This window comes from Acidovorax sp. SDU_ACID1, assembly GCF_045291395.1.
Lineage (GTDB): Bacteria > Pseudomonadota > Gammaproteobacteria > Burkholderiales > Burkholderiaceae_C > MR-S7.
The window spans coordinates 4,616,287-4,629,966 of the sequence record NZ_CP152342.1 but is presented as its reverse complement, the minus strand read 5'-3'; the positions used below and the strand labels follow the sequence as shown (position 1 = coordinate 4,629,966).

Genomic DNA, 13,680 nt, shown 5'->3' with positions numbered 1-13,680 from the left:
AGGCGCTCTCACGCTGGCGGCGCGGCGGCGCTGCTGAAAGCGGGCCTATTGGGCGCAGATCGCATGCGCCGCGATCTTCTCCGTCGTCCTGGGAAAAGTGCTATCCAGCCACGCGACGCACCGGTAGGTCGTTGTATTGACCGGATAGTGGTCGTACCAGAAGACGCCGGCGGATTTATTCGTGGAAGAGCAGCCGCCGCTGATCAGCTTACTGCCCCCCGTGCACACCGCATCCAGTTCCAGGTCCGTCTCCAACGCAACGGAACTGTTGGTTTCCGTTTTCTGGAAAGTGATCGTTCCCAGGCTGCCTATCGGTCCGGTGGGGCCCGTCGGCCCGGTCGGCCCCGTGGGTCCCGTCGGCCCGGTGGGGCCGGTCGGTCCGGTCATTCCCGTGGGGCCCGTCGCCCCTTGCATGCCGACGGCACCCGCATCGCCCTGCGCCCCTTGCGGCCCGGTGGGGCCTGTGGGCCCGGCGTCTCCCGTCGCGCCGGTGGGCCCCAGCAGGCTGACGCCGGAGCCTGGCCACGCGCCCGACGCCTTGGGGCCGTACACGGACTTGGCATTGCTGTCGAAGTAGAAGTCGCCGTCCTGGCCCGTGGCGTTGTCCGGCGCGCCCGCGCCCGCCAGCATGCCCGCGCCCTGCGGGCCTGTCGGCCCGGTGGGGCCGGTAGGGCCGGTCAAGCCCGTGGGCCCGACCATCCCGGTGGGGCCCTGGATGCCTGGTGTGCCCTGCAACCCCTGGGTGCCTTGCACGCCCTGCGGCCCCGTGGGGCCGATGGGGCCGGTCGCCCCGCTGGGGCCGGTGGCGCCGGTCACGCCCAGCGCGCCTGCGCTGCAGGGGCCCAACTGGCCACTGGGGCCGTCGAAGCAGGTGGCCGTGCCCTGCTGCGTGGCGCCGCCCAGGCCGGGGATGAAGACCACGCCGTTGCCGTCAACGCGCAGGCGGTTGGCGCTGTCGCCGGGGTCGCGCACCGCAAAGCCGCCGCCGGGAGGAGGCACGACGGTCACATCTGCCGCCATAGCGCCGTGCGACAAGACGCCCAGACACAAGGCCATGAACAGGCGGGAAGGTGCGGGAGGATTGCGAGTCATGGAAAGTGCTCGGTTGGTAAATTGGGATGACTGGCTTTCAGACCCGACCGTGCCGTCGCCTGAAGGTGGCTGCCGCTGCCAAGGCCAGGAGCGCTGCTGCAAGGGCGCGGCCGGCCTCGGAGAGTGTTGGCACGGCGACGGCGGCGGCGCCTATCTGTACGTTGGCGTTCACGTTGGCGTTGCTGCGCACTACCTGAGCGCCGGGCCCCAAGTTGAGCACGGCGGTGCCACCGCCCGAGGACGCCAGCTGGATGGGCATGGCCGGCGTTCCCTGCAGCGTGAGCGTGCCGTTGACGGTGATGTGACTGCCCTGGGGCAGGACAAAGCTGCGCCCGTTCAGGCTCGACAGCGTGAGGTTGTTGAACACTGTCGTACCGGCAAGGGCAATAGGGCCGGAGGCGCAGGCATCGTCGAAGATCACGGTTCCCGTGCCCGCAGCGAAGGTGCCGTTGTTGACCCAGTCGCCGCTGACGGTGACGGTGCCAGCACCTGCGGCCAAGGTGCCGCCGGGTTCGATCTGCACGCCCGCCGCTCGCTGCACCTGGCTGGCCTCCAGGCTGACTGCGCCCGAGACCTCGAGGCCGGTACACGCCATGCCCATCACGCTGCCTGTCGGGAAGTGCAGCCCCGCATCCGGGGGTACCGTCACCTGGGCGAAAGCCATTGCGGCGGGCATTGCCGCCAGGACCGCCATGGCAAACGTTCTTGTTGTGTACATGCAACGCATTGTGAATCCCTGTGAGGATTCGTTCATTCTATGACCAGCAGGCTTGCATAGATAAAAAAATGTGTCAGTCCGGCCATTGCTCCTTGATGGCGACGAGCGCAGGCAACTGTGCGATGAAGACCTCGACCATGGCCGGGTCGAAGTGCCGGCCGGACTGCGCGCGCAGGTGCTCCACGGTGGCCTCGGTGGTCCAGGGCTCCTTGTAGGGGCGGCGCGCGGTGAGAGCGTCGAACACGTCGGCCAGGGCCACGATGCGCGCCTCCACGGGGATGGCCTCGCCCGCCAGGCCGTGCGGGTAGCCGCTGCCGTCCCATTTCTCGTGGTGCGCCAGGGCGATGGTGTGGGCCATGCGCAGCACGCCGCCGGGGTGCTGGCCGATGATCTCGGCACCGATCTCGGGGTGGCGGCGCATCACGTCCCATTCCTCGGGCGTGAGCTTGCCGGGCTTGCGCAGGATGGCGTCGGGGATGCCGATCTTGCCCACGTCGTGCATGGGCGCGGCGTTGAGCAGGTCTTCCGCCCATTCCGGCGCATGGCCCAGGGCGAGGGCCAGCGCCTGGGCGAAGTGGCTCATGCGGATGACGTGCATGCCCGTTTCGTTGTCCTTGTATTCGGCGGCGCGGCCCAGGCGCTGCACGATCTGCAGGCGCGTGGCGCGCAGCTCCTCGGTGCGCACCAGCGACAGGTGGGTGCGCACGCGCGCACGCACGATGGGGGCGCTGACGGGCTTGGTGATGTAGTCCACGGCGCCGGCGTCGAAGCCGCGCGTCTCGTCGGCCGTGTCGGTGAGCGCGGTGACGAAGATCACGGGGATGGCGGCGGTGGCGCCGTCGGCCTTGAGCGCGGCGCACAGGGCGTAGCCGTCCATGCCGGGCATCATCACGTCGAGCAGGATGAGCTGGGGCTGCTGCTGGCGGGCGATCTGCAGGGCGCGCGCGCCGTCGGTGGCGAAGAGCAGGCGGTAGTCGTCCTGCAGCACGTGGCGCAGCACCTGCAGGTTGGTGGGCTCGTCGTCGACGAGCAGCAGGCGGGGGCGGTGGTCCTGGGTGGGCATGTCACTCGGTCTGGTGGCGCAGGGTGTGCAAGCGCTGCACGGCGTCGTCGAAGTCGAAGCGGTCCAGCGCCTCGCGCAGAGCGTCCAGGCTGGTGGCGCTCAGGTGCCGCTCCAGCGCGGCCAGGGGCTCGGCCGGCAGCTCGCCCGCGGCCAGGGCGTCGGCCAGCGCGTCGATGGCGGCGCGCAGGTCGGCGCGCTCCTGCGCGCCCAGCGTGCGGGGCGCGGCGGGGGCCGGCGCGGCATCGGGTGCGTCCAGGCTGTTCAGCGCCTCGGCCACGCCGGCCAGCGCGCAGTCCAGTGCCTCGACCAGCGCAGGCCATGCGGCGGTTTCGTGCGCGCGTGCGGCGGCTTCGAGCCGCGCGGCCTGCGCCTGCAGCGCGGCCAGCGCCAGGTTGGCGGCGGCACCGTGCAGGCGGTGGGCCGCGGCAGCCACGGCCCGCGCGTCGGTGCGCTGCACGGCGGCGCGCAGGGCGGCCACGGTGGCGGCGCCGTCCTGCAGATAGCGCTGGATGGCCTCGCGCAGGTAGCGCGCCTGCGTCCACAGGCGCACGCCGCGCTCCCAGTCGATGGCGGGCAGGCCCGGCACGGCGGCTGCGGGCGCTGCGGAGGGTTCGCCGCCGGCCAGGCCGATCACTCGCGCGATCTCGCCCGTCAGGCGCAGCGGCTCGATGGGCTTGCTGGCGAAGCCGTCCATGCCGGCGGCGCGTGCGTTGCGCCGGTCCTGCTCCAGCACGCTGGCCGAGAGGGCGACGATGGCGGTGGGCGTGCGCGCGTGCGCGCGCTCGAAGGCGCGCATGCGGCGCGTGGCCTCCAGGCCGTCCATGTCGGGCATCTGCAGGTCCATGAGCACCACGTCGAAGCGCTCGCTCTCGAAGGCCTGCACGGCCTCCTGCCCGCTTTCGGCCAGCGTGACCTTGTGGCCGCCGCGCTGCAGGGTGAGCTGCAGCAGCTCCAGGTTGGCGGGCACGTCGTCGGCCGCCAGCACGCGCAGCGGCGGCAGGGCCAGGCGCGGGCGGCCGGGCGCGCTGGCGGCGTGGGCGGGCGCCTCGGCCACGCGCAGGGGCAGGCGCACGCTGAAGGTGCTGCCCTCGCCCACGCGGCTGTGCACGCCGATGCCTCCCTGCATCAGCTCGGCGAGCTGGCGCGCGATGGTGGTGCCCAGGCCGGTGCCGCCGTAGCGGCGGGTGGTGGAGGCGTCGGCCTGCGAGAAGGGGTCGAAGATGCGCTGCAGGCCGGCCTCGCCGATGCCGATGCCGGTGTCCACCACGTCGAGCACCAGCGCGCCGTCGCCGCCGGCCACGCGCAGCGTCACCCCGCCCTCGTGCGTGAACTTGATCGCGTTGCCGATGAGGTTGAGCAGGATCTGCTGGATGCGGAAGGCGTCGCCGCGCCAGAACTCGGGCACGCACGCGGGGTAGTCCAGCACCAGGTCCAGGCCCTTCTTGGCGGCGCTGATGCGCAGCGAAGCCAGGATCTGGTCGCACAGCTCATGCAGGCTGAAGGTTTCGATCTCCAGCTCCACGGCACCCTTTTCCAGCTTGGCCGTGTCCAGGATGTCGTTGAGTAGCCGCAGCATGGAGCGCGCGGCGTGGTGCACGGTGCCCAGGTGGCGGCGCTGGGTGCTTTCCAGCGGGGTGTCGAGCAGCGCCTCGGTGAAGCCGATGATGGCGTTCATGGGCGTGCGGATTTCGTGGCTCATGTTGGCCAGGAAGGTGCTGCGCGCCGCGGCGGCGGCCTCGGCGCGCTCCTTGGCGGTGCGCAGATCCTGTTCCATGGCGCGGCGCCCGCTCAGGTCGGTGGCGAACATGATGACCTTGAAGACCTGGCCCTCGGCGTCGAAGATGGGGTTGTAGGTGGCGTGGATCCACACCGGCCGCCCGTCCTTGCCGAAGCTCTCGAATTCGCCGGCCTCGAATTCGCCCTGCGCCAGCCGCTGCCAGAAGGCGCCGTATTCGCCGCCCTGCGCGAACGCGGGCGCGCAGAACATGGCGTGGGGCTGGCCGATGACCTCGTCGAGCGTGTAGCCCATGAGCGCGAGGAAGTTGGGGTTGGCCGCGATGACGTGGCCGCGCAGGTCGAATTCCGCCGACGCCTGCGAGCGGTCGATGGCCTGCACCGTGCCCACGAACTCGGCGTTGCGGGACTTCGGCTCGGTCACGTCGAGGATCACGCCGTCGATCCAGCGCATCGCGCCCTGCGCGTCGGCCACGCCCCGGCCGTTCTCCGACATCCAGCGCGTGCGCCCGTCGCGGGTCTTGATGCGGTATTCGATGTGGTAGGGCATGGCCATGCGCAGCGCGTATTCCACCTCGGGCGCGATGCGCAGTGCATCCTCCGCGTGGATGAGGTGGCCGAAATACACGCGCTCCTGCACAAAGTCCTCGGCGCTCCAGCCGGTCAGGGACTGCACGGCGTCGCTGATGAAGACCATGGGCCAGTCGCCCTCGTTGCGGCAGCGGAAGGCCACGCCGGGCAGGTTGCCCATCAGGGAGCGCAGCTGCTCCTCGCCGCGCGCGCGCTCGCGCTCCAGCGCCTTGCGCTCGGACAGGTCGACCAGGAAGCCCACGAACAGCGGATCGCCCGGCTGGTCCACCCGGCCCACGGCCAGCCGCATGGGCAGCAGCGTGCCGTCCTTGCGCAGCGCCTCGATCTCGCGCCCGGCGCCGATGATGGAGGAGTAGCCCGTCTCCACGTGCCGGCGCAGGTAGCCGTCGTGCGCTTCGCGGTGCGGCGAGGGCATGAGCATGTGCACGTTGCGGCCGATCACTTCGCCGGCGCTCCAGCCCAACAGCCGCTCGGCCGCGTGGTTGAACAGGCGCACGGTGCCCTGCGCGTCGATGATGACGATGCCGTCCACCGCCGTGTCGACCAGCGCGCTCAGCCGCGACGCGTTGGCGCGCGCCTCGCGCAGCAGCTGGCGAAAGCGCAGGTGCACGTTCACCCCGGTAATGGACAGCCCCGTCGCCAGCGCCGCCACGGCGATGGCCAGCGCCAGGTAGTGCGACGGCGCGCCCTGCCCCGCCGGGCCGACGGCCTCGCCCACGACGCGCAGCGCGGCCATGCTGATGTAGTGCATGCCCGCGATGGCCAGGCCCATGACCACGCCGCCCAGCATGTTGGCGACGCGCGGGGACAAGCCGGCCACGCGCCCCAGGCGGAAGCGCACCCACAGCGCCGCGGTGGCCATGCCCACCGCGTAGGCGATGGAGGCCGCGAAGCCCGCCACGTCGTAGCGCATGAGCGGCGCGAACTCCGAAGCCGCCATGCCCGCGTAGTGCATGAGCCCGATGCCCGCGCCCACCAGCGCGCCACCGAGCAGCAGCGAGCGCGCGCCGACCTGCTGGCGCGCCAGCACCGCCAGCGCCACCCAGGAGGCGAGCACGCTGGGCAGCACCGACAGCGCCGTGATCCACAGGTCGAAATGCCCCGAGGCGCACAGGTCGAAGGCCAGCATGCCCACGAAGTGCATGGCCCAGATGCCGCCGCCCAGCGCCACCGCGCCCGAGGCGATGGCCATTCGGCGGCTCGCGGCGTCCGGCGCGCGCAGTGCCAGGCCCGCCAGGTGCAGCGCCATCACCGACGACGCGATCGCCAGCGCCACCGACAGGAGCACCAGCCGGGCATCGTGGTGCATGGCAACGCCATATGCGTCCCGCGCCACGCCGACGACGAAGAATTTCTCGAGCATTTCGCGGGCGGATGTAAGCAAAGGTGTTTCATTGTGCCGGAGCGCGGCCCCCCGCGCTGCCGGGTTTCAGCGGCCTGTGCGGCCCCACTCCTGCTCGTAGGTGTGCACCAGCACCTGGTTGGACAGGCGGTTGACCTCGGCGTCCACGCGCGCCATGTCGGCGGGAAAGTGGAACAGCAGCGGCAGCGCCTCCAGCGACAGGAAGCGCAGCCCCGGCGGCAGCGCATCCGGCATGCGCCAGGGGCGGCGGCTGGCGATGACGAAGCCCCATTCGCCGAAGCTCGGCACATGGGCGTGGTAGGGCCGCGCCTGCAGGCCCACCGACTCGATGGTGGCCGCCACCGTCCAGAAGCTCTTGCGCGCGATCAGCGGCGAGGTGGTCTGGACCACCGCATAGCCGCTGGCCGCCAGGCGCTGGTCCAGCAGCGCGTAGAAGCTGTTGGTGAACAGCTTGCCAATGGCGAAGTTGGTCGGGTCCGGAAAGTCCACGATCACCACGTCGAAGGTATCGCTGCCCTGCTGCAGCCACTGGAAGGCGTCCTGGTTCACCACGCGGACCTTGGGCGAGGCCAGCGCATCGCCGTTGAGCCGGCGCAGCGTGGGGTGCTCGCCGAACAGGCGCGTCATGGCCGGGTCCAGTTCCACCAGCGTGACGGATTCCACCGCAGGGTAGCGCAGCACCTCGCGCACCGCCATGCCGTCGCCGCCGCCCAGCACCGCCACGCGCCTGGGCGCGCCGTGCGCGGCCATGGCGGGGTGCACCAGCGCTTCGTGGTAGCGGTACTCGTCGCTCTCTGCGAACTGCAGGTTGCCATTGAGGTAGAGGCGGTGGCCCAGGCGCCCGTGCGTGACCACGATGCGCTGGTAGGGCGAGGCCGTGCCCATCACGATGCGGTCCTGGTAGAACTTGTCCTCCGCGAAGCGGGTGATGTGCTCCGCGCCCGCCAGGCCCGCCGCCAGCGCCGCCAGCACTGCCGTACAGGCCAGCGCATGGGCGCGCAGGCGCCGCAGCTCGTGCCGGAACAGCCACAGCGCCCACACCGCCACCGCCGCGTTCAGGAAGCCGAACAGCAGCCCCGTGCGCACCAGCCCGAGCTGCGGCACCAGCAGCAGCGGGAACGCCAGCGACACGGCCAGCGCGCCCAGGTAGTCGAAGGTGAGCACCTGCGACACCAGCTCCTGCAGCCGCACGTTGCGCTTGAGGATGCGCATCACCAGCGGAATCTCCAGCCCCACCAGCGTGCCCACGAGCAGCACCATGCCGTAGAGCAGCACGCGGAAGGCGCCGGGCGCGTAGGCGTTTGCGATGAAAAGCGTCGCCGGCAGCGCTCCACCCACCAGCGCCACGAGCAATTCGATGCGCAGGAAATGCGCGGGCAGCTGCCGCTCGAAGTAGCGCGACAGCCACGAGCCCACGCCCATGGCGAAGAGGTAGGTGCCGATGATGGTGGAGAACTGCAGCACCGAGTCGCCCAGCAGGTACGACGCGAGCGCACCCGCCGCCAGCTCGTACAGCAGCCCGCAGGCCGCGATCACGAAGACGCTGGCGAGCAGGGCGACGTCGATGGGGCGGGGCGGGCTGTGCGCCGGGGCGGAGGCGGTTGGGGACGACACGGGCGCTATTGTGTAGCGGCGCCGTGCCGGCCATCGGCGGCCATCAGAACTGGTAGTTCGCGCTCACCAGCACGCTGCGCGGCGCACCGGGCATGGAGCTGGAGCGCCAGTACTCCTTGTCCAGCAGGTTGGAAATGGCGAGCGTGACCGTCCAGGGCGCGGCGCGCCAGCCCACCAGCGCGTCCCAGCGGGTGTAGCCAGGCACGCGGGCGGTATTGGCGGCGTTGCTGTAGCGCTCGCTGGTGTGCGTGACGCCGATCTCGCCATACCACGGGCCTTGCGGCGCGTAGCGCAGGAAGAGGTTGCCGTTGCGCTGGGCTGTGTTCACAAGGCGCTTGCCCACGTTGGCGGGCGCGCTGCGGTCCTCGGCCACCTTGGCGCTCATGAGGCCCACGCCGCCGCGCACGTACCACGATGGCGCCACGCGGCCCGCCAGGCTGAACTCGATGCCGCGCGAGCGTTCCTTGCCGCGCACGGCCCATTCCAGGGGAGAGTTCACGGCATCGGGCTGGTAGCGGATGTTGTAGTGCTCCAGCTGGTATGCCGCCAGCTGGGTGGACAGGCCGCCGTCCAGCCAGTCGCTCTTGACCCCGGCCTCGACCTGGCGCGAATAGCGCGGCTCGTCGTCCTGCGCGCCGCTCACGCCTAGCATGCCGCGCCCGCCGTAGGGCGAGTAGCTCTTGCTGTACGAGGTGTACACGCTGTGCTCGCGCACGGGCTGCCACACCAGGCCCACGCGCGGACTCACAGAACTGCCGCTGGCCGCGCGGGTGGCGCCGGTGAGCCGGTTCAGCGTGTCGAAGTCGTAGCTGTCGTAGCGCGCGCCCACCAGCAGCTTCCACTGCGGCGCGAGGTGCACGAAGTCCTGCACGTACAGCGCGCGCGACGCGGCTTCGTGCAGGTTGTTCTGGGTGGGGTCGGGCCGCTGCGCGGGGCGGGCGGGCCAGACGGGGTTGAACGGGTCGATGGTGGGGCCGGGCACGGTGCCGTACACCTGGGGCTGGCGCTCTTCCTCGCTGTGCTCCAGGCCGATGAGCAACTCGTGCCGCATGCCCGCCAGCTCTGCCCGGCCGGTCAGGTCCAGCGTGTGGGTGGTGGTCTTGTTGTTCGTGGCCTGCCAGGCGTAGTTCTGGCGCATCAGGCCGGGATAGGTGCAGGCGGCCCCCGCCACGGTGCGGCCCGCCGCGTTGCAATAGGTGCCGCCGAAGACGTGGTCGAAGTCCTGGCTGGCCTCGCGCTTGCTGGCCACCCAGCGCAGGCTCCAGGCCGGGTTGAAGTCGTAGCTCAGGTCCGAGCGCAGCACGCGCAGGCGGTCTTCCACATAGTCGTCGGGATGGGCGAAGCCCTGGCGGATGGAAATGCCCGCGGGCAGCTCGCCGTACACGGGGCCCCGGTCGGGGCGGCGCCAGACGTTGTCGTAGGTGTACTGGCCCGTCCAGCGCAGGCCGGTGCGCGTGTCCACGAGGATGCTGGGCGAGATCATCTCGTTCCTGTTGCGGATGCCGCTGCGGAAGCTGTGGGCCTGCTCGCGGTCGGCCGTCAGGCGCACGGCCACGTGGTTGTTCACGACCCGGTTGATGTCGATGGTGCCGCCGTAGTTGTCCCACGAGCCGGCGCGCAGCGTGACGCTGCTCTTGGCGTCGAAGCGTGCCTGCTTGCTCACGAGGTTGATGACGCCGCCGCCGCTGCCGCGCCCGTACAGCACCGCACCGGGGCCCTTCAGGATCTCGATGCGCTCCACGTTGGCCGTGCTGCGGCGCACCTGGCCCGATTCGCGCACGCCGTCACGGTAGATGTCGCCCGAATCGGCCTGGAAGCCGCGGATGTACACGCCCTCGCCGCGCATGTCGTAATTGGTGTTCACGCCCGGCACGCCGTCGAGCATGACCGACAGGTCGTTGATGCCGTAGCTCTTGTACTTGTTGACCTCCAGCGTGTCGATGGCCTGCGGAATGTCCTTGGGCGCCATGTAGGTCTTGGTGGCCGTGGTCACGCCCTCGGGACGCACGTCGTCGGCGTCGTACTGGTCGCCGGTCACCTGCACGGCGGGCAGCGTCTGCTGCTGGTGCTGGGCATCCTGCGCCAGCGCCCCGCCCTGCAGCAGCGCCAAGCAAGCCGCCGCGGCGCCCGCCGTGGCGCGGCGCTGGTGGCGGTAGGGTGTTTTCAGGGTTTCATGCAATGCCATGGTGCCGCTTCTCCTCTCGAAAGCGGCCGATTCTATGGCAAATGATAATTATTCCCATTCTCAAAGAGAGAATGCGGCATGCACGCAACAGCAGGCCGCGCAGCGGCTCAGCCGCCGTGGATCGCCGCCGCCACGATGATGCTGATGCCCAGGCACATGGCGGCCACGACCAGCGCCAGCGCGCGGTTCTGCTTCTCGACGATCTCGGCCCACAGGTCGGCGGGGGTGATCTTGTCGATGATAAGAAAGCACAGCCAGAAGACCACCACGCCGATCACGGCATAGAGGATGGAGCCGAGGAAGGCCGCGGGCCGGAGCCATTCAAAACCCATCATGGCGTTTACTCCTTGGAAAAAATCATTTGTGGCTGCCGCCCGAGGTGTAGCCGCCGTAGGAGCCGCCCGAGCTGCGGTAGCCGCTGCCCGAAGAGCCCGAACAGTTGCCCATGAGCACCAGCAGGACTAGCAGCACGAGGGCCACCAGGACGATGGTGCCGCAGCCGACGCGCGCATTGCCGATGACGGGCCCCGCATCCTGGCGGCGGAACAGCGCGGCCTGGCCTTCAAGCCGGAAGGCCAGGGCGACGGCGCTGCTGTCGATGCGCTGGCCGTGCGACCAGGTGACCTCGCCGCGCGCCTGCTCGCGCGAGAGGAGGCCCTTGCCGTCCACGGCGGCGAAGTCGCTGTTGTGCGTCTTCTGGCCGCGCACCACGGGCCAGTAGAACTCGCCGGCCACGTAGTTCGTTTCGGCCGTGTAGCTGTACTGCAGGCGGTACGTGCGGCCCAGGTAGATGGCCGCCTGCGCACCGTTCTGGTACTGCGGCGCGCCCGTGGCGGAGCGCACCAGGCTCCAGCCGTCGCTGGCGTCCACCAGGAAGAGGAAGCCGCGCGTGGCGTGGTAGAGCAGGTATTCGTCCCAGCCGAATTCCTCGTCGTCCCCCGGCTCGCGCCCCATGCGGTGCTGGAAGCCCACCACCTGCCACGGCACGCCCTCGAACCGGCCCACGCTCCCCAGCGGGATCAGCGGCTGGACAGGCTCGCGCTGCGCCGCGTGGCGCAGCTCGCCGCCCACGCCGGCGCTCAGGTCGATGAGGCTGTTGCATGCGGGGCAGGTGCAGCTCAGGGTGCTGTCCAGTTGCACCCGCACGGGCACGCCGCAGTTGGGGCAATTGAACTGGCGGCCTTGCTCCTCCTTGGCCGATGCCTCCTTGAGGCCCTGCATCTGCAGGTCCTCGATGCGCACCGCGCGGCCGCGCTGCACCTGGGGCGGCTGGGTGCCGTAGTCGATGGAGAGCACCTCGCCCTCGCTGCTGCGCAGCTCCACCACCTGGAAGGGCTGGCCCAGCGGCGGCAGCCGGGGCAGCTCGCCCTCGGCCGCGACCAGCCGCGCCTGCATGTTGACCGCCACGCTGAAGGGCCGGCCGCCCACGGCGGTGGCCATGCCGATGCGAAAGCGCCCGGCCTCGGGCGGCTCGCGCCCCAGCGTGGCCGGGCGCGTGAAGACGTAGGCGCCGTTGTCTTCGCTCAGCGTGGCGGTGCTGCCGTCCTGCAGGAAGGCGACCCATTCGGCCCAGGCGCCCTCCTCGCCCCGGTACTGCAGGCGGCCGATCAGCGTGAAGGCCTGGCCTTCGAACCGGCCGCTGGCCTTCGAACCGGCCGCTGGCCTGCAGCCGCAGCGGGCTGTGGTCGTCGAAGACCTCGGCCATCTTGCCCACGCGCGCCAGCACCTCGCCGCTGCGCACCACGGTGCTCTGGCAGTAGGGGCAGACGGCATGGGTGGACTGCGCGCTTTTGAACTCGACGGGCGCGCCGCAGCCGGGGCACGGCGCGCGGTAGAAGCGCTGGGTACCGTTCTCGGCCATGGTGTTTTCTGAACGTTTTCGGCCTCTGGCGCCCGTCCCTCAAGCGCCAGCAGCTATCAAAAGATGCGTCAGACGAGCTTCTTGAGCAGTTCGGCCTTCTTGGCGTCGAATTCTTCCTGGGTGAGGATGCCCTTGGCCTTGAGGTCGCCCAGCTTCTCCAGCGTGGCCATCACCTCCTCGGGCCGCACGCCCACGGCAGCGGCCTGCTGCGCCGCGCCGCCCTGCAGGCCCTGCTGCAGGTTCTGCGCCAGCACCTGGCCCAGCGCCACGCCGGCACCCAGGCCCATGGCGTCGCCCGCCACGCCGCCGTCCGTCCCCGCGCCTTCGGCGAACTTCGGGATGGCCTGCGCCGTCTGGTACTGCATGAAGCGGCCCATGTCGCCTCCGACCATGCCCATGCCGATCTTCTGGTCCAGCACCTTCTGCAGTTCCTCGGGCAGGGAGACGTTCTGCACCGTCATCGCCTCGAGTTTCAGGCCGATCTTCTCGAACGCGGGCGCCAGCTCCTTGCGCAGCGCGTCGGCGAACATCACCTGGTTGGCCGCCAGGTCCAGGAACGGCAGGCCGCTGCCCGCGATGGCGTTGCTGATGTTCTGCAGCACCATGCCGCGCAGCTGGCCTTCCAGGTCGGTGGCGGGGTAGCTCTCGCGCGTGCCCGAGATCTCGGTGTGGAACAGCTTGGGATCGGCCACGCGGTAGGCATAGTTGCCGAAGGCGCGCAAGCGCACGGCGCCGAAGTCCTTGTCGCGGATGGTGATGGGCTGGGGCGTGCCCCACTTCTGGTCCACCTGCTGGCGCGTGCTGAAGAAGTACACGTCGCTCTTGAACGGCGACTGGAACAGCTTGTCCCAGTGCTTCAGGTAGGTGAGGACGGGCAGCGTCTGCGTGGTCAGCTTGTAGGTGCCGGGGCCGAACACGTCGGCCACCTGGCCCTCGTTGACGAACACGGCCATCTGCGACTCGCGCACCACCAACGCGGCGCCGTTCTGGATTTCCATGCCCGCCATGGGGAAGCGCCAGGCGAGCGTGCCGTCGCCGTCCTCGGTCCACTGGAGGATGTCGATGAACTGCTTCTTGATGAAGTCCATGAGTGCCATGCGCGCTCCCGTTCTGTGCCTGGTGGATGGAAAAAGGGAGCGGCCATCATAGAGCGTGTTATGCACTTTTACGTGCCCGCGAAAGCCGGGGAAAGGCCCGGCAACTAGGCGCAGGACGCGCCGCGGTATGGATACCGCAAGCGGCCTGCAACAACGTGGCCGGGCCTTTCCCCGGCTTTCCCGAAGGGTTGGTCCCACAGGCAGGCGCTCGCGGCGTTGCAGCGCTTGCCAAGGCATGAGCCTTGGCGACGCGCTGCGCCTTGCAATCACCTGCCTGTGGGACCAACGCGGGTACGTAAAAGTGAATAACACGCTCTAGCGGCCGGCATGCGGCGCGGCAGGGCGGAACGCGGGCCGAACGA

At 70.2% G+C, this 13,680-nt stretch carries 8 protein-coding genes and 1 pseudogene; all 9 read right to left on the bottom strand.

What is annotated here, in order from left to right; genetic code table 11:
- Positions 1 to 45: 45 nt before the first annotated feature.
- A complete protein-coding gene (locus AAG689_RS22615) occupies positions 46 to 1,092 on the bottom strand; it encodes a collagen-like protein (protein ID WP_406623874.1) in 1,047 nt (348 codons plus the stop codon).
- Between the two features lie 37 nt (positions 1,093 to 1,129).
- Positions 1,130 to 1,756, bottom strand: a complete 627-nt coding sequence (locus AAG689_RS22610) for an IPTL-CTERM sorting domain-containing protein (protein ID WP_406623873.1) — start codon at positions 1,754 to 1,756, stop codon at positions 1,130 to 1,132.
- Between the two features lie 127 nt (positions 1,757 to 1,883).
- Positions 1,884 to 2,873, bottom strand: coding sequence for a two-component system response regulator (locus AAG689_RS22605; protein ID WP_406623872.1), 990 nt, complete (start codon positions 2,871 to 2,873; stop codon positions 1,884 to 1,886).
- 1 nt (position 2,874) lies between these two features.
- Positions 2,875 to 6,561, bottom strand: coding sequence for a PAS domain S-box protein (locus tag AAG689_RS22600; protein WP_406623871.1), 3,687 nt, complete (start codon positions 6,559 to 6,561; stop codon positions 2,875 to 2,877).
- A 66-nt stretch (positions 6,562 to 6,627) separates the two neighbouring features.
- A complete protein-coding gene (locus tag AAG689_RS22595) occupies positions 6,628 to 8,175 on the bottom strand; it encodes a polyamine aminopropyltransferase (protein ID WP_406623870.1) in 1,548 nt (515 codons plus the stop codon).
- Between the two features lie 43 nt (positions 8,176 to 8,218).
- Positions 8,219 to 10,360 (bottom strand): TonB-dependent receptor, encoded by a 2,142-nt coding sequence (locus AAG689_RS22590; protein ID WP_406623869.1) that lies wholly within the window; start codon positions 10,358 to 10,360, stop codon positions 8,219 to 8,221.
- Between the two features lie 107 nt (positions 10,361 to 10,467).
- Entirely contained in the window at positions 10,468 to 10,695 is a 228-nt protein-coding gene (locus tag AAG689_RS22585) for a DUF350 domain-containing protein (protein WP_020230524.1), read from the bottom strand.
- A gap of 22 nt (positions 10,696 to 10,717) precedes the next feature.
- Positions 10,718 to 12,221, bottom strand: a pseudogene (locus AAG689_RS22580) (DUF4178 domain-containing protein).
- A gap of 68 nt (positions 12,222 to 12,289) precedes the next feature.
- Positions 12,290 to 13,318 carry an SPFH domain-containing protein gene (locus AAG689_RS22575; protein ID WP_406623868.1) on the bottom strand — a complete coding sequence of 343 codons (1,029 nt, stop codon included), beginning with the start codon at positions 13,316 to 13,318 and terminating at the stop codon, positions 12,290 to 12,292.
- Positions 13,319 to 13,680 lie beyond the last annotated feature (362 nt).